Origin of the sequence: Bacillus sp. PS108, from assembly GCF_037963335.1 — a bacterium.
Lineage (GTDB): Bacteria > Bacillota > Bacilli > Bacillales > Bacillaceae > Bacillus > Bacillus subtilis.
Genome location: NZ_CP150155.1, coordinates 3,736,332 through 3,757,543 on the forward strand (window position 1 = coordinate 3,736,332; position 21,212 = coordinate 3,757,543).

The 21,212-nt window shown below is 46.2% G+C and carries 20 protein-coding genes; 10 read left to right on the forward strand and 10 right to left on the reverse strand.

Going from position 1 to position 21,212, the window contains the following annotated elements; all coding sequences use genetic code 11:
• Positions 1–21: 21 nt before the first annotated feature.
• From narH to arfM, 3 genes are all read right to left on the reverse strand, one after another.
• Positions 22–1,485: a nitrate reductase subunit beta gene (gene narH / locus NSQ16_RS19440; protein WP_014481212.1), complete on the reverse strand. Its 1,464-nt coding sequence runs from the start codon at positions 1,483–1,485 to the stop codon at positions 22–24.
• On the reverse strand, positions 1,475–5,161 hold the full coding sequence (locus tag NSQ16_RS19445) for a nitrate reductase subunit alpha (protein ID WP_106610791.1): 3,687 nt from the start codon (positions 5,159–5,161) through the stop codon (positions 1,475–1,477). The genes narH and NSQ16_RS19445 overlap by 11 nt, the downstream gene beginning before the upstream one ends.
• Before the next feature lie 194 nt (positions 5,162–5,355).
• Positions 5,356–5,832, reverse strand: a complete 477-nt coding sequence (gene arfM, locus NSQ16_RS19450; protein ID WP_003243032.1) for a Crp/Fnr family transcriptional regulator ArfM — start codon at positions 5,830–5,832, stop codon at positions 5,356–5,358.
• Between the two features lie 142 nt (positions 5,833–5,974).
• Here arfM and NSQ16_RS19455 point away from each other — a divergent pair, with 142 nt between their 5' ends.
• Positions 5,975–6,694, forward strand: coding sequence for a YwiC-like family protein (locus tag NSQ16_RS19455; RefSeq protein WP_327836348.1), 720 nt, complete (start codon positions 5,975–5,977; stop codon positions 6,692–6,694).
• 32 nt (positions 6,695–6,726) lie between these two features.
• On the opposite strand, the gene fnr is transcribed toward NSQ16_RS19455, so the two are convergent.
• From fnr to NSQ16_RS19475, 4 genes are all read right to left on the reverse strand, one after another.
• Entirely contained in the window at positions 6,727–7,443 is a 717-nt protein-coding gene (gene fnr / locus NSQ16_RS19460) for a fumarate/nitrate reduction transcriptional regulator Fnr (protein ID WP_327836346.1), read from the reverse strand.
• 98 nt (positions 7,444–7,541) lie between these two features.
• Entirely contained in the window at positions 7,542–8,729 is a 1,188-nt protein-coding gene (gene narK / locus NSQ16_RS19465; protein ID WP_327836344.1) for a nitrate transporter NarK, read from the reverse strand.
• Between the two features lie 135 nt (positions 8,730–8,864).
• A complete protein-coding gene (argS, locus tag NSQ16_RS19470) occupies positions 8,865–10,535 on the reverse strand; it encodes an arginine--tRNA ligase (RefSeq protein ID WP_003227570.1) in 1,671 nt (556 codons plus the stop codon).
• Complete coding sequence (locus tag NSQ16_RS19475; protein WP_003243604.1) at positions 10,532–10,960, reverse strand: DUF1934 domain-containing protein; 429 nt, start codon at positions 10,958–10,960, stop codon at positions 10,532–10,534. The genes argS and NSQ16_RS19475 overlap by 4 nt, the downstream gene beginning before the upstream one ends.
• 312 nt (positions 10,961–11,272) lie before the next feature.
• Here NSQ16_RS19475 and sboA point away from each other — a divergent pair, with 312 nt between their 5' ends.
• The 9 genes from sboA to albG are packed head-to-tail and all read left to right on the forward strand — an operon-like array spanning position 11,273 to position 18,210.
• Positions 11,273–11,404 carry a subtilosin A gene (sboA, locus tag NSQ16_RS19480; RefSeq protein ID WP_003222002.1) on the forward strand — a complete coding sequence of 44 codons (132 nt, stop codon included), beginning with the start codon at positions 11,273–11,275 and terminating at the stop codon, positions 11,402–11,404.
• Entirely contained in the window at positions 11,361–11,513 is a 153-nt protein-coding gene (gene sboX / locus NSQ16_RS19485; RefSeq protein ID WP_010886632.1) for a bacteriocin-like protein SboX, read from the forward strand. Before sboA ends, sboX begins: the two co-directional genes overlap by 44 nt.
• Before the next feature lie 24 nt (positions 11,514–11,537).
• The gene (gene albA, locus NSQ16_RS19490) at positions 11,538–12,884 is read left to right on the forward strand and encodes a subtilosin maturase AlbA (protein ID WP_038427989.1); all 1,347 of its coding nucleotides are present in this window, start codon (positions 11,538–11,540) and stop codon (positions 12,882–12,884) included.
• Between the two features lie 12 nt (positions 12,885–12,896).
• Positions 12,897–13,058 carry an antilisterial bacteriocin subtilosin biosynthesis protein AlbB gene (gene albB / locus NSQ16_RS19495; RefSeq protein ID WP_003222006.1) on the forward strand — a complete coding sequence of 54 codons (162 nt, stop codon included), beginning with the start codon at positions 12,897–12,899 and terminating at the stop codon, positions 13,056–13,058.
• Positions 13,055–13,774 carry an ABC transporter ATP-binding protein gene (locus NSQ16_RS19500; protein WP_029726076.1) on the forward strand — a complete coding sequence of 240 codons (720 nt, stop codon included), beginning with the start codon at positions 13,055–13,057 and terminating at the stop codon, positions 13,772–13,774. The genes albB and NSQ16_RS19500 overlap by 4 nt, the downstream gene beginning before the upstream one ends.
• Entirely contained in the window at positions 13,767–15,077 is a 1,311-nt protein-coding gene (gene albD, locus NSQ16_RS19505; RefSeq protein ID WP_038829818.1) for an antilisterial bacteriocin subtilosin biosynthesis protein AlbD, read from the forward strand. Before NSQ16_RS19500 ends, albD begins: the two co-directional genes overlap by 8 nt.
• Positions 15,067–16,227 (forward strand): antilisterial bacteriocin subtilosin biosynthesis protein AlbE, encoded by a 1,161-nt coding sequence (gene albE / locus NSQ16_RS19510; RefSeq protein WP_080015532.1) that lies wholly within the window; start codon positions 15,067–15,069, stop codon positions 16,225–16,227. The genes albD and albE overlap by 11 nt, the downstream gene beginning before the upstream one ends.
• Before the next feature lie 4 nt (positions 16,228–16,231).
• Entirely contained in the window at positions 16,232–17,512 is a 1,281-nt protein-coding gene (locus NSQ16_RS19515; protein ID WP_032722698.1) for a pitrilysin family protein, read from the forward strand.
• Positions 17,509–18,210 (forward strand): antilisterial bacteriocin subtilosin biosynthesis protein AlbG, encoded by a 702-nt coding sequence (gene albG / locus NSQ16_RS19520; protein WP_327836339.1) that lies wholly within the window; start codon positions 17,509–17,511, stop codon positions 18,208–18,210. Before NSQ16_RS19515 ends, albG begins: the two co-directional genes overlap by 4 nt.
• A 5-nt stretch (positions 18,211–18,215) precedes the next feature.
• On the opposite strand, the gene NSQ16_RS19525 is transcribed toward albG, so the two are convergent.
• From NSQ16_RS19525 to NSQ16_RS19535, 3 genes are read right to left on the reverse strand one after another with little or no spacing between them, the layout of a single operon-like run.
• Positions 18,216–19,589, reverse strand: a complete 1,374-nt coding sequence (locus NSQ16_RS19525; RefSeq protein WP_230488586.1) for a YncE family protein — start codon at positions 19,587–19,589, stop codon at positions 18,216–18,218.
• Between the two features lie 38 nt (positions 19,590–19,627).
• Complete coding sequence (locus tag NSQ16_RS19530; RefSeq protein WP_015250986.1) at positions 19,628–20,983, reverse strand: YncE family protein; 1,356 nt, start codon at positions 20,981–20,983, stop codon at positions 19,628–19,630.
• The gene (locus NSQ16_RS19535; RefSeq protein ID WP_069703618.1) at positions 20,980–21,210 is read right to left on the reverse strand and encodes a hypothetical protein; all 231 of its coding nucleotides are present in this window, start codon (positions 21,208–21,210) and stop codon (positions 20,980–20,982) included. The genes NSQ16_RS19530 and NSQ16_RS19535 overlap by 4 nt, the downstream gene beginning before the upstream one ends.
• Between the last annotated feature and the right edge of the window lie 2 nt (positions 21,211–21,212).

Genomic DNA, 21,212 nt, shown 5'->3' on the forward strand with positions numbered 1-21,212 from the left:
TTACACCTCATTTATCAAAAGTTAGAAACAGGAGCCGGGGCCGCCTGAAAATGATAAGCCGCAGCTCCCTTGTTCAGCATATAAATCTGAAACTTCTTCTCGATGACTGCTCGGTATCACAAAGCGGTCATCATACTTGGCAATCGCAAGCAGCCGATACATATCTTCAATTTGCTGTTCTGTTAAGCCGACACTGGAGATCAGTTCCGGGTCGATTGATTTATTTGTCTGGATCGCTCTCATATACTGGCGCATGACAGACATTTTCTTTAACGTTGACCGAATATGATCCGTATCACCGGCTGTTAACAGCTGCGCCAAATAATCTATCGGGATTCTCATTTGGTCGATAGCCGGAAAAATATCTTCTGCGGATTGCCGGCTGCCTTTTCCTTCAAAGAGATTCATAATTGGGCTGAGCGGCGGAATGTACCACACCATTGGCAGCGTGCGGTACTCAGGATGAAGCGGCAGCGCAATCTTCCAGTCAATGATCATTTTATAGATCGGCGATTGCTGCGCAGCCTCTATCCATTCAGCCGGAATGCCTTGTTCTTTTGCCAGCTTGGCAACCTCAGGATCATTTGGATCAAGAAAAACGTCCAATTGGGAATGGTAGAGATCCTTTTCATTTTCAACAGATGCCGCTTCCTCCACTTTGTCCGCGTCATACAGCATGACGCCGAGGTAGCGGATTCTGCCAACACACGTCTCAGAGCAGATGGTTGGCAGTCCCGCCTCCAAACGCGGAAAGCAGAGTGTGCATTTTTCCGCTTTGTTCGTTTGCCAGTTAAAATAGACTTTTTTATAAGGACAGGATGAGACGCAATATCTCCATGAACGGCATGCGTTTTGATCCACAAGCACAATGCCGTCCTCCTCGCGTTTGTACATGGCGCCGGATGGACAGGATGAGACGCACGCCGGGTTGATGCAGTGCTCGCAAATACGGGGCAAATACATCATAAAGACCTCATCGAATTCTGTTTTGATCGATTCCTCCATCTTTTGTACGTTGGGATCTTCAAGTCCCGTTATGTGGCCGCCCGCGAGATCATCCTCCCAGTTCGGTCCCCATTCGATATTCATAAAATCCCCCGTTAAGGACGATTTCGGGCGTGCTACCGGCTGGTGTTTTTTCTGCGGGCTGTTCGTTAATGTTTCATAATCATAGTTCCAGGGCTCATAGTAATCATCAATCGACGGCTGATTCGGATTATAGAAAAGGCCTGCAAGCCGATTGGTTTTCGAGCCCGATTTCAGCTCGAGCTTTCCTTTTTTCAATGTCCAGCCGCCTTTATATTTGTCCTGGTCCTCCCATTGCTTCGGGTAGCCGATGCCCGGCTTTGTTTCTACATTATTGAAGTACATATATTCCGCACCGGAACGGTTTGTCCACGTGTTTTTGCAGGTGACGCTGCACGTGTGGCAGCCGATGCATTTATCCAAGTTCATGACCATACCGATTTGCGCTTTAATCTTCAAGCCAATCGACCTCCTTCAGCTTGCGGATGACGACGTTCAGGTCGCGCTGATTCCCCGTTGGACCGTAATAATTAAAGCCGTAGCTGAGCTGGGCGTAGCCACCGATCATCTGTGTCGGCTTGACGTGAATCCTTGTCGGGCTGTTATGGGTGCCTCCGCGGTTATTCGTCAGCTTTGTGCCGGGCACGTTGATGTGGCGGTCCTGGGCATGGTGCATAAACGCCATTCCTTTAGGAATCCGATGAGACAAAACGGCTCTCGCGACGACAACGCCGTTTCGGTTGAAGCATTCAATCCAATCGTTGTCTTTGATATCCGTGTCCTCTGCATCATCTTTATTCATCCACACGGTCGGCCCGCCGCGGAACAGCGTCAGCATCGGCAGAGAATCAAAATACATGCTGTGGACAGACCATTTATTATGCGGCGTCAAATAATTGAGGACGATTTCTTTTCCCTCTTGATCAGGCCGCTTGCTCAGAAACGGGCGATGCTGGAGGATCGGTTTGAATGTCGCCATCGTTTCACCGAATTCCATCATCAGTTCATGATCGACATAATAGGATTGTCTGCCTGTCAGCGTCCGCCACGGAATTAATTTTTCAACATTCGTTGTAAACGGCGAATACCTGCGCCCTCCTTTTTCAGAGCCGGAAAACGCCGGAGACGTGATCACCGTTTTCGGCTGGGCTGTAATTTGTTCGAACGTAAAGCATTCTTCCTCGCGTTCTTCCGCCAGGTCTTTCAGCTTCAGGTTCGTGATGTTTTCAAGTGATTCCCATGCTTTGACGGCGACCTTTCCATTCGAAGTGGATGATAGGGTTAAAATCGCTTCTGCTGCCTGCTTTGCTTCACTTATATTCGGACATCCCTTTGCGACACTGTCCGAGGTGATTTCTCCCAATCTCTGTTTGAGTGATTCATATTCATCGGCTATTGACCAGCTCATCCCTTTTGTTCCGCTCGGCTTTAAAGCAACGTTCGGACCAAGTGCAGTCATTTTATGAAAAATGTGTTTGTAATCCCGTTCAACGACTTGGATGTTCGGCATCGTTTTTCCCGGAATGGCTTCACATTCGCCTTTGCTCCAGTCATTGATTTTGCCGAATGGCTGGGCCAATTCCTGCATGGTGTCGTGGAGGAGCGGTGTCGCAACCACTTCTTTCACGGGCTCCATATCGACTTCTTCTGCCAGATCGGAAACGGCTTTTGACAGCGCCTTGAAAATATCCCAGTCTGACTTCGATTCCCACGGAGCCGAGATCGCCGGAGCAAATGGATGAATGAACGGGTGCATATCTGTGCTGCTGAGATCGTGTTTTTCATACCATGTCGCCGCCGGCAGCACGATATCGGAATACAGCGCCGTACCGGCCATTCGGAAGTCAAGATTGATTAACAAGTCGAGCTTTCCTTCCGGCGCCTGCTCCCGCCATTTGATTTCTTCAGGGCGGATGCTGTCGCTGTAGTCATTCATCAAGCCGTTCGTCGTCCCCAGCAAATGCTTGAGAAAATATTCATGCCCTTTTCCTGAGCTTGAGATCAGATTTGCCCGCCATACGAAGAGATTTCTTGGAAAATTCACTTCATTATCAGGATCTTCAATCGCGAATTTCAGTTTTTTCTCTTGGAGCTGTGAGGCCACGTACGCACCAACGTCTTCAGGTGTTGCTGCCCCTGCTTTTTCAGCTTCTTTATACAGATCGATGCCATTTTGATTGAAAGTCGGGTAAGACGGAAGCCACCCCAGCCGCGCGGCCAGCACATTGTAATCAGCGTGGTGCTTGTAGCGGGATGACGCAGCAATCGGTGATGCCAAATCACTGATCGGCTGGTCCTCATAACGCCACTGATCTGTCGCAAAGTAGAAAAATGAGGTGCCGTTTTGCAGCTTAGGCACGCCCTCCCAGTCCTTTGCAGTTGCAATCGTCTGCCACCCTTCAGCAGGTCGGAGCTTTTCCTGCCCCACGTAATGGGCCCAGCCTCCGCCGTTTACGCCTTGGGCGCCTACAAGTAAAACAAGATTTAACACCGCTCGGTAGATCGTGTCGGAGTTGAACCAGTGGTTAATGCCGGCCCCTACGATAATCATGGACCGGCCGTCTGTATCGATCGCATTTTGGGCAAACTCTCTGGCAATCTTAACGACAGCTTCTTTTTTGATTCCTGTCATTTGTTCCTGCCAGGCAGGCGTAAACGGCTCAGGATCATCATAGGAGACAGCCGATCGTTCGCCGATGCCCCGGTTCACGCCGTAGTTAGCCAGTATCAAGTCAAACACGGTCGTGATGTACGTTTCTTCACCGTTCAGGTTCATTTTTTTAATAGGAAGATCCCGCTCGAGCACTTTGTTTCCGTCATTTGAAAAATACGGGATGCGCACCGTGCCGATTTCGTCCTCTATTCCCAGCACAGAGAGACGGGGTTCAATCGGTTCCCCGGTTTCTTCATCAATCATGTGCAGGTTCCATTTCTGCTGCCCGTCCCAGCGCGAGCCCATTGTCCCTTGGGGTATGGCAAATGAACTTGTCTGTTCATCCCAAACCGCAGGCTTCCACTGATCATGCTTTGTCTGCCGCCCGATGTCCTTCGCATGCAGAAACCGTCCCGCTGTGTATACGCCATTTTCTTTTGACAGGGTGACGAGAAATGGAAAATCAGTGTATTGCTTCGCGTACTCAATAAAACGTTCAGTTTCTTGGTTCACGTAAAATTCCTGCAAAATGACGTGACCCATCGCCATCGCAAGCGCCCCGTCAGTCCCTTGGCGAATACTCAGCCAGTCATCCGCGAACTTTGAGGATTCCGCAAAATCCGGACTGATCGAAATGACCTTAGCGCCTTTATAGCGGGCCTCCGCCAAAAAATGCGCGTCAGGCGTTCTCGTTAACGGAACGTTGGAGCCCCATGTGATAATATAGCCGGAATTGTACCAATCACTGCTTTCCGGAACGTCCGTCTGGTCACCCCAAATTTGCGGGGATGCTGGAGGAAGATCCGCATACCAGTCATAAAAACTGAGCATAGGGCCTCCGATTAACGACATAAACCGGGAGCCTGATGCATGGCTGATCATGGACATGGCCGGAATCGGAGAAAAACCGACGTTTCGGTCAGGCCCGTATTTCATCACTGTATACAGCAGAGAGGCTGAAATCAGCTTCAGCACCTCCGGCCATTCAGCGCGCACAAAACCGCCTTTCCCTCTCGCCTGTTTATAGGACTTCGCTTTTTCAGGGTTTTCGACGATCGATTTCCAGGCTTCCAATGGATTTTTATGCGTCTGCAATGCCTCCCGCCACAAATTGATCAGCACACCGCGCACGTATGGATATTTCACACGGAGCGGGCTGTAGATATACCATGAAAAACTGGCCCCCCGCGGGCAGCCTCTCGGTTCAAAATCAGGCATATCCGGGCCTGTTGATGGATAATTCAAATTTTGCCCTTCCCACGTGACAATTCCGTTTTTCACATAAATATTCCAGCTGCAAGACCCTGTACAGTTGACGCCGTGGGTGGAGCGAACGACCTTGTCGTACTGCCATCTGTTTCTGTATACATTCTCCCAATCGCGATCTTCGCGGGTGGTTTGGCTATGTTTATTTGAATGGTGTTCGATAGGAGAGAAATAATTCAATCTCCTAAACAACGGACTCCTTTTCTTTTTCTTCATGAGAGTTCACTCCTTCCGAGTCAGGTGATGCTAAGTTCACTATAAACAGAGACAGCGCGTTTCCTTGTGAACTATGTCACACACTCTGCTTTTTTCACAAAACGTTCACACAAAGGAGAAGGAAGGCTGCGTTCAGGCAGGACGCTTGGGTCATTAGCCGCCTTTCATTCAAAGATCAAAAAAACCGGCTCTATTTAAGAACCGGGCTCAGCGTTTTCATCCTGTGATGTATGCAGATACCGCAAAAATAATTGATAGGAACAAAAAACATTTTGCTGAAGCATAGCCAAAAAGTTCATTTGCAGCTGCGGATGGTAAGACATCATTTTCTTAAATATGTAATATGGGATATTGAGAATCAGAATGTCTGAAGTGGCATTGACTGAGATAAAGGGCGATAAATAAAGCCCGCCTTTTTCATCAATCGGAAACACATCGCCTTTTTCCCACAGCGCAACGGTTTTCGACCCTTCAGGGAGCCTCGTGTCCATGAAACGGACACTGCCTTTTAATACAATATAAACAGATTGAGAATGAAGAAAAGATGGAGACTGATCACATGAGCCGCGGATAAACGTGCCGTTTTTCAGCAAGGTTTCGACAATGGATAGAGGCACTTCATTAAACATAGGAAGTTGTTTCAGAAATAATAAATAGTCACACTGATTCATAGGAAAACCTCCTGTGCTAAGGATAGCTTTAGTGTAGCTCGACTGAGCCTGTACAGCAGTGATGTATTTCACAGCCTGTATGATGAATGTCACTTATCAGGAGGGTGACTGCATTTATAATGAAAGAAAAAGGAGGATGTCGATGAAGGCGCTGATTCCGAAGCAGCACGGCGCGTGGGCGATGCTGCTGATCCCATTTTTACTCGGCATGGCCAAGGGAGGCCCCGTTATTTGGCATATTCCGCTCTTCCTAGGCTGGCTTTTCCTATACTTAGCGGTTTATCCCGTTACGCTTGCCTTAAAAAAGAAACAAAGCAAACCATATCAAAAGTGGATGTGTTATTACGGTTTTCCCGCCTGCTGCTTTTTGATGATCTCGGTCTTTCATAAGCCGCCTCTCATCTGGGTGGGCGTTTCTTTACTGCCGCTGTTTCTCATACATATGTATTTTGCCCGCCGAAAAAACGAACGAGCCCTATTGAATGATGTTGCAGGTGTCTTGTTCTTTTGTTCGGGCGGGTTTGCGAGCTGCTGGCTGGGGATGGGAACCCTCGACGGCTGGGCTTGGTTTATTTTCTTGCAGTCTGCTTTATTTTTTATCGGGAGTTCCTTTTATGTGAAATCGGTGATTCGTGAAAGAAAAAACAGGACATTTGCATACTGGTCATGGGGATATCACCTGCTGCTCCCCTTTTTATCCGCTCTTTTCGCAGCAGGATGGGCGTTTCTCGCTTTTATCCCGAGCAGCTTGCGGGCATGGTTTTTTCATGGAAGGGATTGGCCCGTAAAAACGATTGGCATTCTAGAAATCGTGAATGCCTGCTTCTTTCTTGCCGTCATGTGCCTGTTTATCACAAGGTAAAAAAAACAAGGACACCGCGGTCCTTGTTTTTTTCAGTCAATATTGCAAATCTCCATCGGGCAATTTTCACACTCAATCTCACATCGTAAATAGTCCCGCTTGTGTAAAATAATTTTTCCGGATTCGTCTATCGAAATAACCCCTTTTTTGCGGAGATCTCCGAGCATACGATTGACGCTTTCACGTGCAGCCGCGCAAAACTTTGCCAAATCCTGATTTGTCAGGACAATGTTAATCAGAATGCCGTCGCTTCGCTCCACTCCGTAGCTGTTTGATAAACGGATAAGGGTGGAATAGAGCGCCCCCTTTTTGCCATGAAGAAGCAGATCCCTGATTTTGGACTGAATCTTCCGGAGGTGCGTGCTCATCCATTTCATGAACTCAAATGTCAAAGCGCCGTTTTGGATTAATTCTTTTTCCAGCTTATTTTTATTAATGACGAGCACCTCGCCATCCTCTAGCACTTTTGCACTGAGCATATACCTCGGTTCTTCAGTGAAAAGTGTTAATTCTCCGACGATATCATGCTTTTGGCAGATTCTAAGCGTCAAGTCTTTTCCATCAGATGTCAGCTTGCCGATTTCAATGAGTCCTGATTGTATCAGATAAAGCTCTTCTGCATCCATTCCTTCTCGAAACAAATACGTGTGTTTTTCCATTTTTCTTTTCGTGCTGATCGATTCCAGCAATTCATGCAGATCGCTGGATATAAGATCACTATCAGATGGTCGAACAGAGAGAAAATTCATGAGCTCACCTCGAAGAAAGTCACGTTGTGTGTTTATTGTAACGTGAATTGATTTGTACCCATCGAGAAAAAACTAACAATCTTGTGAATGCCCCAGTGTTAGTTGATGCTCTGGCTGTTTCTCTCCGTGTGTGTTTTCATTCTTTCCTGCCAATACATCCATATGACAAGGACAAAACTGGCTAACGCCACCTCTGAAAGCGCCATAAACCCGATCGCGTACTGGCCTGTTGCCTGAAATACACTCGCCAATATGAGCGGAGGAAAAAAGCCGCCTAATCCGCCCATGGCAGACACAATCCCATTGGCAATCCCCGCTTGCTTCGAAAAATAGAAAGGCACCAGTTTAAAAACAGTCCCGTTTCCTACGCCTGAGCAGACAGCCACGGTTAATGATCCAAACGTATAAAGGCCAATCGTCGGCGAGAACGATAGGATAATGCCTGATAATGTAAGCCCGGCAAAAACAAACATCAAGATGCGGAGCGGACTCATTTTATCAGCCAGGAATCCGCCCGCAGGCCTGAGCAGCGTAGAAACCGCAATAAAGCCAGCCGTCCGCAAGCCGGCATCTGCAGGATTCAGCCCAAAATGCTCCACCAGAAAGTTCGGCAGATAGATAGTGAAGGCGACAAAGGCACCGAACGTAATAAAATAAAACAGGCTCAGAAACCATAGCACATGATTTCGGTAAACAGCTTTGATTTGAGTCTTAACAGAAACTTTGACCTTCTTCTCATGCCTGTCGCCAAACAATACGTGCAGTAAGACAAAGACAGCCAGCAAAATCAGATACATTTGCACGGTTGATTTCCACCCGACGGCTTGAGCGATAACCGGCGCTGCAAATGTCGTAACGGCTGTCCCGATATTTCCTGCACCGTAAATCCCATTGACGACACCGTGCTTTTCTTTCGGATAATATTTCGGGAGGGAGGTCACCCCAATGGAAAACACCGCTCCCCCGATCCCTAAGAAAAAGCCGCCTGCGATTAAATCAAACAGAGAATCCGCGATACTGATCCAAAATACAGGAAATAAAAGCAAGATGAAGCTGACCATAAACATGAGCCGCGCGCCAAACCTGTTCGTTAAATACCCTAAAGGAATGCGGAGAAGCGACCCGAGGATCACAGGAATTGCCGTCACCAAAGAAATCTCACCCTTGCTTAAATGAATATCTAATGTGATTTGGGAAATGAGTGATGAAATCAGCACCCAAACCATAAACCCTGCCACCAAGCTTAATGACTGTAACGATAATTGAATGTGTTGACGGTTGATCATTTGGCTTGCCCCTTTCAATGATTCAATAATCAGTCTTATCATACAAAAACTCGGCAAACAGGATTGTGAATTACATCACACGTTTTTCTCATAAAAAAAGGACAAAGCCCGAAGACTTTGTCCTTTTGATCGTGATTACATTTTTTCCGGAGCCGATACGCCGATCAGCTGAAGCGCATTGTTCAGCGTAATTTGCGTTGCCTTCATTAAAGCCAGGCGCGCGCGGCTCTTCTCTTCATTTTCAGGGTCGATGACTTTCTCTGCGTTGTAGAAGCTGTGCAGAGCAGAAGCCAGATCATAAATATAGTTTGTGACACGGTGCGGAATTCGTTTTTCCGCTGCTTCCGCCACTGCCTCTGGGAAGCCGCCGATCGTTTTCAGCAGATCATATTCTTTTTCTGATTGAATATGGCTGAAATCAAGATCTGCCGCCGGTTTAAGTCCCTGCTCTTCCCCTTGGCGAAGCATGCTGCAAATACGGGCATGCGCGTATTGTGCATAATACACAGGGTTTTCGTTAGATGTTGATACAGCAAGATCTAAGTCAAAATCCATATGGGTGTCTGCACTTCGCATTGCAAAGAAGTAACGCACGGCATCCAAGCCGACTTCTTCAATCAGGTCACGCATCGTTACGGCTTTACCGGTCCGTTTGCTCATTTTCATTTTCTCGCCGTTTTTGTAAAGGTGAACGAGCTGAATGATTTCTACTTCAAGCGTTCCTTTTTCATAGCCCAGCGCTTCGATTGCCGCTTTCATACGCGGGATGTAGCCGTGGTGATCGGCGCCCCAAACGTTGATCAGCTTATCAAAGCCGCGGTCAAGCTTGTCCTTATGATACGCGATATCAGGAAGAAGGTACGTGTACGTGCCGTCCTTCTTGATCAATACGCGGTCTTTATCATCGCCGAAAGTCGTGGAACGGAACCAAGTCGCGCCGTCTTCTTCATAGACATGGCCTTTTTCGCGGAGCGCTTCAAGCGCCTTGTCGATTTTTCCATTTTGGTACAGTGAAGTTTCTGAATACCACACATCAAACGGCACACGGAAGTTTTCCAAGTCCTTGCGAAGCTTTTCCAGCTCGTATTTCAGGCCGTATTCACGGAAAAACGCGAGGCGTTCACTTTCCTCTTCGTTAACGAAACGATCACCGTATTCCTCAGCGAGACGCTTTCCGATCGCAATGATATCCTCACCGCGGTAGCCATCCTCCGGCATCGGTTTTTCCAATCCGAGTGCTTCAAAGTAACGGACTTCAACAGAAAGCGCCAGATTGTTGATTTGGTTTCCCGCATCGTTAATGTAGTATTCGCGGCTTACATCGTAACCCGCTTTTGAAAGCACGTTGCACAAGGAATCGCCGACAGCCGCCCCGCGCGCATGCCCGAGGTGAAGGTCTCCCGTCGGATTCGCTGATACGAATTCTACCTGAACTCGTTCACCGTTTCCGATGTTCGTTTCCCCGTATGCTTCCCCTGCTTCCAGTACAGACGGAATCAGCTTTGTTAAATATTGATTGTTCATATAGAAATTGATAAAACCCGGGCCGGCGATATCCAGTTTTTCAATCGAAGCCTTTCCTTTATCAAAATGAGCGACAATCTCTTCAGCGATTTGACGCGGCGCTTTTTTTGCCACTCTTGCCAACTGCATCGCCATATTCGTTGAGTAGTCGCCGTGTGTTTTATCTTTCGGTGTTTCTAAAACAACATTGGGAATCTGGCTTTCTTCAGCCAGTCCCGCTTTCAGAACGGCCGCTTTGATTTCTTCTTTCAGCACGTCCTTCATTTGTTCCGCAATGTTCATGCGTGAGTTCCTCCCTCATACGTGATCGTCATATTATGTAAATGCTCCTGCTCGTCTCCGACATGCATGTCATATGCGATGCTGATACGGCCTTTTTCTTCATCGAGATCAGATTGAATCGATTTTGTGCTTGTTTTCAGCTCAAGCTCACCAAATGACATTTTATATTTAGCAATTGTGGAAGCTCCCGTTACGAAACGCTGATTCATTTTGACAGCGCCTGACCTCATGACCAGGACTTCGCCTTCGCTTACTTTCACAATCGTTTTGACTTTGCCTAAGTCGTGTTCTTCATAATAAGATAGATACACTTTATTTTGTTTTACATAGTAAAATCCGGTGGTGCGGAATTCGATGACTTCTTGGTTTCCGTCATCCTCGATCACAGACTTCACATGGAGTGTTATCGGTGTCTCTTGCTTCATTCTGACACGTCCTTTTCATCATTCCACTTTGACTTGAATAGTATAATCATTCGGTTTGTAAACTTCAACTGCTTCTATCTTACCATCATTGCTCATCAGATTTGAAGATAAACCTCATAAAAAGCATTTCCTTATATAGAAGAGAAAATCATATCACTAATTACCTTTAGGAAATGTTACATTTTTCCGAAATCTATCATTTCCTTTTCACATTTTTTTCAAAATATATGTATTGAATTAGTAATTTGATAGTTTTAAGATAAAAGTACAACATAGATCTGCTAGAAAAACAAAAAAAGGGAGGATTCAATTATGAAAAAAGCTGTCATTGTAGAAAACAAAGGTTGTGCAACATGCTCGATCGGAGCCGCTTGTCTAGTGGACGGTCCTATCCCTGATTTTGAAATTGCCGGTGCAACAGGTCTATTCGGTCTATGGGGGTAAGGATCTCCCAAAAGGGCATAGTCATTCTACTATGCCCTTTTTAAGTAAATTACAATTTTTAACTAAAATCTACCTCTTGGATATACATACACAACCGTTTTTCATTTGAATCATATGTATAGGGGATGGTATTTTGTTTATAGAGCAGATGTTTCCATTTATTAATGAAAGTGTAAGGGTTCACCAGCTTCCTGAGGGTGGCGTGTTAGAAATCGACTACTTGCGCGATAATGTCTCCATTTCTGACTTTGAGTATTTGGATCTCAACAAAACGGCTTACGAGCTCTGCATGCGCATGGATGGCCAAAAAACAGCTGAGCAGATTTTAGCTGAGCAATGTGCAGTGTATGATGAATCACCGGAAGACCATAAAGATTGGTATTACGACATGCTCAACATGCTCCAGAACAAGCAGGTGATCCAGCTTGGAAACCGGGCCAGCCGCCATACAATCACCACGAGCGGAAGCAATGAATTTCCGATGCCCCTGCACGCCACCTTTGAACTGACGCACCGCTGTAATTTGAAATGCGCCCACTGTTATTTGGAAAGCTCACCTGAAGCGCTCGGCACCGTGTCGATTGAGCAATTCAAAAAAACGGCTGATATGCTGTTTGATAACGGTGTATTGACATGCGAAATCACGGGTGGGGAAATTTTTGTCCATCCAAATGCCAATGAGATTCTTGACTATGTGTGTAAAAAGTTCAAAAAAGTCGCTGTCTTAACAAACGGAACACTCATGCGAAAAGAGAGTTTGGAGCTTTTGAAGGCTTACAAGCAAAAAATCATCGTCGGCATTTCTCTTGATAGTGTCAATTCCGAGGTCCATGACTCCTTTAGAGGGAGAAAAGGCTCTTTTGCCCAAACTTGTAAAACGATAAAATTGTTGAGTGACCACGGTATATTTGTCAGAGTCGCCATGTCTGTCTTCGAAAAAAACATGTGGGAAATCCACGATATGGCCCAAAAGGTTCGGGATCTCGGGGCGAAGGCGTTTTCTTACAATTGGGTTGATGATTTCGGAAGAGGCAGAGATATTGTCCATCCAACGAAAGACGCCGAGCAGCACCGCAAGTTTATGGAATACGAGCAAAATGTGATTGATGAGTTTAAAGATCTGATTCCGATTATTCCCTATGAGAGAAAACGCGCGGCAAATTGCGGCGCTGGCTGGAAGTCCATTGTGATCAGCCCGTTCGGCGAAGTACGTCCTTGCGCCCTCTTTCCAAAGGAATTTTCATTGGGAAATATTTTTCATGATTCCTATGTAAGCATCTTTAACTCCCCTCTCGTCCATAAACTGTGGCAAGCGCAAGCGCCGCGGTTCAGCGAACATTGCATGAAAGACAAATGCCCGTTCAGCGGCTATTGCGGAGGCTGTTACTTAAAAGGGCTGAACTCTAACAAATATCACCGGAAAAACATTTGCTCTTGGGCGAAAAATGAACAATTAGAAGACGTGGTCCAGCTTATTTAGGAGGGAAACGATTTGTCACCAGCACAAAGAAGAATTTTACTGTATATCCTTTCATTTATCTTTGTCATCGGCGCAGTCGTCTATTTTGTCAAAAGCGACTATCTGTTTACGCTGATTTTCATTGCCATTGCCATTCTGTTCGGAATGCGCGCGCGGAAGGCTGACTCGCGATGAGCATTTTGGATATACACGATGTATCCGTTTGGTATGAACGGGACAACGTCATCTTAGAACAAGTGGATTTACATTTAGAAAAAGGCGCCGTTTACGGGTTGCTTGGGGTAAACGGCGCCGGAAAAACGACACTGATTAATACGCTGACAGGCGTGAACCGCAATTTCAGCGGGCGCTTTACACTGTGCGGAATTGAAGCGGAGGCCGGCATGCCGCAGAAAACATCAGATCAGCTGAAGACTCACCGTTACTTCGCCGCCGATTATCCGCTGCTATTTACAGAAATTACGGCGAAGGACTATATGTCTTTCGTCCATTCGCTTTATCAAAAGGATTTTTCAGAGCAGCAGTTTGCCAGTTTGGCCGAGGCCTTTCATTTTTCAAAATACATCAACAGGAGAATTTCGGAGCTGTCCTTGGGGAACAGGCAAAAAGTTGTATTGATGACAGGCTTATTGCTGCGCGCTCCCCTGTTTATTTTGGATGAGCCGCTCGTCGGTTTGGATGTGGAATCGATAGAGGTTTTTTATCAGAAAATGCGCGAGTACTGTGAAGCAGGCGGGACCATTTTGTTTTCTTCTCATCTGCTCGATGTCGTGCAAAGATTTTGTGATTACGCGGCTATTCTTCACAACAAACAGATCCAAAAGGTCATTCCGATTGGAGAGGAGACCGATCTGCGGCGGGAATTTTTCGAGGTGATCGGCCATGAATAACATAATCCCCATCATGTCTTTGCTGTTCAAACAGCTTTACAGCCGGCAAGGGAAAAAGGACGCCATCCGCATTGCCGCAGGCCTTGTCATTCTGGCCGTGTTTGAAATCGGGCTGATTCGCCAGGCCGGCATTGATGAATCGGTGTTGCGCAAAACGTATATCATACTCGCGCTTCTCTTAATGAACGCATATATGGTGTTTCTTTCTGTGACATCTCAATGGAAGGAATCTTATATGAAACTGAGCTGCCTGCTGCCGATTTCTTCACGGAGCTTTTGGCTCGCCCAGAGTGTCGTTTTGTTTGTCGATACCTGTTTGAGAAGAACTTTATTCTTTTTTATTTTACCGCTGTTCTTATTTGGAAACGGAACGCTGTCAGGGGCGCAAACATTGTTTTGGCTCGGCAGGTTTTCGTTTTTTACCGTTTACTCCATTATTTTCGGAGTTGTGCTAAGCAACCACTTCGTCAAAAAGAAGAACTTGATGTTTCTGCTGCATGCGGCGATATTCGCCTGTGTATGTATCAGCGCCGCTTTGATGCCGGCCGCCACGCTTCCGCTTTGCGCGGTGCATATGCTGTGGGCGGTGATCATTGACTTTCCTGTCTTTCTGCAGGCGCCTCCGCAGCAGAGCAAGATGCATTCATTTATGCGGCGATCTGAATTTTCGTTTTACAAAAGAGAATGGAACCGATTTATCTCTTCTAAAGCGATGCTGTTAAATTACGCGGTAATGGCGGCGTTCAGCGGCTTCTTTTCGTTCCAGATGATGAATACCGGCATCTTCAATCAGCAAGTGGTTTATATCGTGATTTCCGCGCTTTTGCTCATCTGCTCGCCGATCGCCCTTTTGTATTCGATTGAAAAAAATGACCGGATGCTGCTTATCACGCTTCCGATCAAGCGGAAAACGATGTTTTGGGCGAAATATCGCTTTTATTCAGGCCTATTGGCAGGCGGATTTCTCCTTGTCGTGATGATTGTGGGTTTCATCAGCGGCCGTCCGATTTCAGTTCTCACTTTTTTGCAGTGCATTGAGTTGCTGCTGGCGGGAGCTTTTATCAGGTTAACTGCGGATGAAAAAAGGCCCTCCTTCAGCTGGCAGACGGAGCAGCAGCTATGGAGCGGTTTCTCAAAATATCGGTCTTATCTGTTTTGTCTTCCCCTATTCTTAGCCACATTAGCCGGCACCGCTGTATCCTTGGCGGTCATTCCGATAGCCGGTCTGGTCATAGTCTATTACCTGCAAAAACAGGATGGTGGTTTCTTTGATACAAGCAAAAGAGAACGGCTTGGAAGTTAACCTGCTGAAGACTCATCAATTTTCAACTATTTCAATCGCCGCGAGCTTTCTGAAACCGATCGAAAGCGCGGCGGAACCTGAGGAAGAAACGATTTATTTTTACGGCGCCGCCGCATACCTGAAGGAGCAAATTATTGACGCTTTCGGTTGTGCTGCCGGCAGCCGTTTCATGTACTCAGCGAATCTCTTTTTTGATCAGCAGCTGAAAACCTGCGGGACCCGTTTGATTCACCCATTATATAACGGGAATCTTCATGTTGACGCCCTGCTGAAAACTTTTGCAGACTTGTCTTTCCCTTCTTCTCTTTCATTCGAAGCAGTTGAAAAGGCCAGGAATGAGCTGCTGCTGAGAATCGAAAAGAAATTCACTGATCCTTTCTCCTACTCGGCGGCGCGCTTGGCTGAGGAGGTCTTCGGAAACCCGATGTACGGCACAGGCATGTTTGGCCGGAAAGACAGGATAAAGGCGATTCATCCTAAACGGTTTCTCGACGCAACGGACTTTATCGTTGATTTAGTGTCCCAGCAAAAACAGCTGAACATATTGGGACAAGTACAAGCATGTGATGTTCGGGGACATGCCCCGCAAACGTCCGCTGTAACGTCCGAAAGAATACCCGTAAACCGGCATGTGTTTGAAACAGAGACACGCAGCGCTGCAGGTCCTTCCGTCTTGACACTCGGATTTGACTGCGGAGAGATGAAAGATGCCAGCGATTATATCAAAATACAGCTAATAGACGGATTACTGGGAAAGTACGGCCATTCCGCTTTATTCAAGCACTTCAGAGAGAAGGATCTGGCAGTCTATCACGTTATCACCCGTTACGATGTCATGAACAATTTGCTGCTTGTTTCAATATGTACAGATCAGCTTCATGAGATAGACATTCCCCCGCGCGTTTTGGAAGCTGTCTCAGCTTTTCATACAGATGAGCGGGAACTAGAACAGGCAAAGCAGTTTTTACGCAATGAATTGCTGCTGCAATTCGATTCTCCCGAAGGTCTATTGGCCTATATGGGGATCCTGCGCCGCTTCTCCTGCACGAAAGAAGCCTTGCTGGATGGCATCTCAGCGGTTACATGCCGTGATGTATTGCAATTCATAGCGACCATCAATTATATCGGAGCTCATGTAGTAAGGGGATGAAGAGATGGAAAAGAAAGCCTTTTTTCAACAACTGGATGAACGAACCGATATCAGATACACAGACAGCGGACTAAAAATATTCAGATTGAAATTCCCCCGCGCCCACCTGCGGCTGTGCAATGTAAAAATTGATTTTGGAAGCCGGGATGTATGTATACGGGCAGAATCCGGTGATACACTGCTTCCGTATGGCACAGCGCATTTTTTAGAGCATCTTCTCTTCTGGCATAACGGCCGCAATCTGTACAGTGATTTTTTTGCGCATGGCGCGCTTTTAAACGCATTCACTACCTACACCGATACCAATTTCATGTTTACCTCATTACCGGATCGGCTCAGACAAACGATCCCCATCCTGCTTGATGCTTTATGGAACCACTCATTTGACAAGAAGATTGTCGCTCAGGAAAAAGCTGTGATTACAAGCGAAATTCAAACAGCACACCTTAACCATCAGCTCTCATATCATTATCAGCTGATCAGCATGCTTTCTCCCTCCTCACCAGCTGCCGTTTTCCCCGCAGGCAGAATCGAAGATATTGAGGCGCTGGACATCAGTGATTTACAAAAAGCCTATAAGGCTGCCTACCAAGCCCATCGGATGACGCTGTTTTTGATTGGGGGCTCAGAAAATACAGAAACGCTTTTGCCTCCTCACCTCCAGCTGGAAAAACGTCCGGATTATCATGCTGAAAGAAAAATCATCCCGGCATGCCCTCCAGCCCTCTCACAAAAAATGGTGCTGGGTGATGAGGAGCGGATGGAAGATACATGGACCGGATTACAGATCGGCGCACTTCCCGGGCAAAACGATCTGTTGGCGATAAAGCTTTATTGGGATATCGCGGCTCGTATTCTATTTCAATTAGATTCACCGTTTTTTCAAGAGATTCAGCAAACGTACCGCCTAGAAATCGATCGTTTGTCAGCCGAGACTTATATCTATGAGGATGGCGGTTTCTTGATCCTTCACAGTCAAGGGACCCATTCTTCAGCTTATATCGATGTGGCTTCATACTATGTCACACAGAAGAAAGAACAGGTTGCCGCCTGGCTTCAATACGGCAAGGACTCTTTGACAGACGCGATCATTTATGACAGCGATTATGTGCGTAAATGCTTCGAGTGGGCAGCCGAGTGTGACAGGTGCGATTGCTCGTTTCTTGACATGTACCACATCATTCAAGATATGGATGCGCAGGTTTTCTTGTCTCTCATTGATGCAATGGCATCTTCTAACAAAGCGATCATTCACATTTCTCAGAAAGAGGCGATCAGACAATGAAAAAAAACACTGTCTTTACCCTTTTATTGCTGCTTATAGGTATGGCGGCTTATTCCTTCGGCTGGGTTCAGGCCGTTGCCGAAGCCGCCGCCCAATATGTACAGATGATCAACAATGATGCTGTGCGGCTCGGGCTGCTGGCTTGTACCGCTGCCCTCCTGATGCTGCCTGCTTTTCTCTATCTTCATTATGTCACCCAATCCGTGAAAAACATGACAGCAGCTTTTCAGAAACTCACACAGTCTCATCAAAGCTGCTGTGACTTTCAGCAACACAACTTGTGCAGCCGATATGCAGAAGACGTCAAATCGCTGCGTGACAGCTATAAAAACGTCCGCCAAACATACGTGATGGCTGCCGTGTTGTGCCAAGTCATCATATTCGGCTGCATGTTCGAAATCGTTAAAGCCGTCCCTTTCCGCCTTCACACGCCCCCTGCCCTTTCAATGGGACTTGCGATGCTACTGATTCTGTATTTATTGTTTTGCATGCGAACGTATATGCGGCAGCTTTTCCGGCACGGCAGCCTGTTCAGAAAAGTGTTTGCGGGAGTGCTGGCAGCAGCCGGGATTTGGTGGATGCTCAGTTTCTCTATAAGTGAACTTCTGTTTCTGATTATCCTGGCTGCCATCCAACAAATCGGATCATTTATTTATAAACGATTCTCTTATCGCAGCACCGCTTCTCTTGATCTATAAAATAGCTACATCGCAATCGCAGACGGACCCGCGCCAACCGGAATCACCGTCACGGCTGTATAATCACTTGTGCGGTACACGGTCACAGCATTGTCGTTGGGCTGTGCCGCATAAATATACTGTTTGTCCGGCGTTACGGCGAGGTCAAAGGCGCCGGGGAGAGACACGTTTGCAATGATCCTCTGTCTGGCCGTATTAACTACATATAAGTTATTAATGAGAAACGGTTCACTATATGGCTCTAGAAAATAAGCTCTAGTACTATCGAGAGAAAATACAATCGTCATCAGCGTTTCAAATAAACGGCTGAAGTCCCCTCCCCTGCTTAATGGAGACAAACTAATCTCCGTTACACCTTTCGGCCACAACTCACCATTCAACACGTACGCAAAATTTCCAGCGTAAGGAGTTGCAATTAAACTGGGAAATTCAAATGAATCTATGATACTTTCTACCAACTGCCCAGTATTTACATCATATTTATCAACCGACCAACTGCTTCCATTAGCGGTATAGACATACTGTCCATTCGGATCAAGAGCAAAGTCTAAAGAGCCGGGTATCGGAATGACATCAATGACCGATTGAGAGGCCGTGTTAATCACATATATAGATCCGGCGGCCATCACGTATGCGAACTCATCTGTTGGATCAAATTCGATCTTTCTCGGCCCTCCTCCAACAGTAATGGTATTTATGATAGTTAATGTTTTATTATCAATCACTGAGACAAGGTTGGTATTTCCATGGAGGACATACGTGAATGCTTTATCGAAAGTAACGCCTAGATTAGTTGGCACGTCAGAAAAAGGGATTGTTTTTACAACAGTGTTTAAATCTGCATCAATAACCGAAACCGTGCTGTCTCCAGTATTGGCAGTAAACACATACGATTGAGGGTCTGGTGATGGCGGTAAAACAAGTGTCCCGGTCACCGTAAGCGGACTGCCGTAGAACGGTACAATGAGCAGATCTTCCACTGTTATTTGACTGAAATCAGGACAGCGGCCAGACTGTGCTGCATAATAAACAACTTGATCAATCTCTTCGGTATGAATCACAGAAACCGCCCCATTGCCTTGTCCATATTGATTTCGTACAGGCGACACACTGACAAGAAGCGTAATGGTCCCTTGTACTCTCACAGCATATCGAACACCGATATCTTCTGGTTCCGGCCCAGTCTGGATTAAGCAAGGCTCACTGATACAGGACAAATTGTCTGTACTCCATGTAACAGCCGCTGACGCTTCGGCCGTATCAACCTTGAAGCCCTCAGGGAAATCTATCGGCACTTGAAACGGCGCTTCCCGGCTAATTTCCTCATCACAAAAACAGAAACAATTTTCCTGTAAAGCAGAAAGATCATTCTTTTTCATGATTTCACGTCCTTTTAGAAATGCACAACATGCAGCGGTTAAATCGTAATGGCACCCGGTGAAACCCCAAGAGATATCACAGTTTCCTCAGAATAATCATCTGTGTTGTAAACAATGATGCTCTGCTCTATAAAACGAGTTGCATACAGAAAATCGCCATTCGGGGTAAACGCATAGTCTGTTGCTGATTGCGGAAGATTTCCAATTACACCTGCTCCATTCGGACTGACAGAATATAAATTGCCAGTGAAGCTGTCATGTAAATACACCTCTGATCCACTCGTAAACATTACATATAGCCCGTCAGGCTCCAGCTCTTGGGTATCCCTGATCGTAAACGTATTTAAATCAATAACCGTCAAATAATTGAATAAGAATTCTTGTTCTAATACATACGCATACCGCTCCGTAGAATCTGTTTCTATGGATGATACGATAAGCTCTCGTTCAATCGTTCCTAAGACTTCACCGGTAGATAAGTCCACTTTTTGCACTAACCCAAAATTAAGAACATAGGCGAACAACCCATTGGGGTCAATTGCAATATCAAAACCTTCTACAGGAATAGACCTCTCAACAGTCAACGTATCAATTCCAATCACATAAATGGCAGTACCGGTGAAAACATAAGCAAACTCATGATTAGGGATAAATCTAATCAATCGAGGCGGCTGATCCAGCAATATAGTTGCTGTCACTGTTAATGTGTCATAATCGATGACAGAAATCACATTATTGTTGGGATGTAAGACAAACACAGCGCTTTTATCTGGCGTAATTTCAATACCTGCCGGATTGTACGGAAGAGCAATCGTTGTCACAACAGTATGGGTGTTTGTATCAATCACAGAAACTGATTGATCATTTGGATTCGCTGTAAACGCGTAGACGGGTTCCGGCTCCGGTACAAGCACAATCGTCCCCGTCACCGATAAAGGACTGCCGTAAAACGGCGGAACAACAACAAGGTTCTCAATCGTGATGTCACTGATATCCGGGCAATCATCCGGTTCATCGGAATAATAGACGACTTGATCGATTTCTGCATTGTGAATGACGGAAACAGCCCCGTCCCCTTGTCCATATTGATTTCGCACAGGTGAGACACTGACGAGTAGCGTAACGGTTCCCTGCAGGCGCACTGCAAATTGAACACCGACCTCATCAGGCTCTGGCCCCGTTTGAATTAAGCAACGGTCACTGACACAAGAAAGGCTGTCTGCATTCCACGTCACGTTTGCAACAGCTTCAGCCGGATCAACGACAAACCCTTCAGGTAATTCAATCGGCGCTTGAAACATGGCTTCTCGGCTTGCTTCTCCCTCACAAAAACATAAGCATTCTTCTTGTTCTGCTCCTGCTTTTTCTTTAAAGGAAAGCTTGTTTTTTCTCATTCCTTCACTTCCTTTTCAGACATACACTGCTCACGCAGATATAACAGAATATGGAAGGTTAACGTGTTTGCTTGTACAAATTGCTGAGGGTAAACGCTTCTTTTTGAAAATATATCTCCAAACATGCGGTGTAACGAAAGAAAAAATTGCGGTTTTTTTGCGCTTCTCACAAGAATGTTGATGATAAAATATGACATATATAGAATTATGAAGGGAGGGATTTGCAAAC

Coding starts and splice junctions, on each gene's coding strand:
- NSQ16_RS19530 (WP_015250986.1), bottom strand. CDS start 20,983: ATGAGAAAAAACAAGCTTTCCTTTAAAGAAAAAGCAGGAGCAGAACAA.
- sboA (WP_003222002.1), top strand. CDS start 11,273: ATGAAAAAAGCTGTCATTGTAGAAAACAAAGGTTGTGCAACATGCTCG.
- albG (WP_327836339.1), top strand. CDS start 17,509: ATGAAAAAAAACACTGTCTTTACCCTTTTATTGCTGCTTATAGGTATG.
- narK (WP_327836344.1), bottom strand. CDS start 8,729: ATGATCAACCGTCAACACATTCAATTATCGTTACAGTCATTAAGCTTG.
- fnr (WP_327836346.1), bottom strand. CDS start 7,443: ATGAATTTTCTCTCTGTTCGACCATCTGATAGTGATCTTATATCCAGC.
- NSQ16_RS19525 (WP_230488586.1), bottom strand. CDS start 19,589: ATGAAAAAGAATGATCTTTCTGCTTTACAGGAAAATTGTTTCTGTTTT.
- argS (WP_003227570.1), bottom strand. CDS start 10,535: ATGAACATTGCGGAACAAATGAAGGACGTGCTGAAAGAAGAAATCAAA.
- NSQ16_RS19455 (WP_327836348.1), top strand. CDS start 5,975: ATGAAGGCGCTGATTCCGAAGCAGCACGGCGCGTGGGCGATGCTGCTG.
- NSQ16_RS19475 (WP_003243604.1), bottom strand. CDS start 10,960: ATGAAGCAAGAGACACCGATAACACTCCATGTGAAGTCTGTGATCGAG.
- NSQ16_RS19445 (WP_106610791.1), bottom strand. CDS start 5,161: ATGAAGAAAAAGAAAAGGAGTCCGTTGTTTAGGAGATTGAATTATTTC.
- NSQ16_RS19515 (WP_032722698.1), top strand. CDS start 16,232: ATGGAAAAGAAAGCCTTTTTTCAACAACTGGATGAACGAACCGATATC.
- arfM (WP_003243032.1), bottom strand. CDS start 5,832: ATGAATCAGTGTGACTATTTATTATTTCTGAAACAACTTCCTATGTTT.
- albD (WP_038829818.1), top strand. CDS start 13,767: ATGAATAACATAATCCCCATCATGTCTTTGCTGTTCAAACAGCTTTAC.
- NSQ16_RS19500 (WP_029726076.1), top strand. CDS start 13,055: ATGAGCATTTTGGATATACACGATGTATCCGTTTGGTATGAACGGGAC.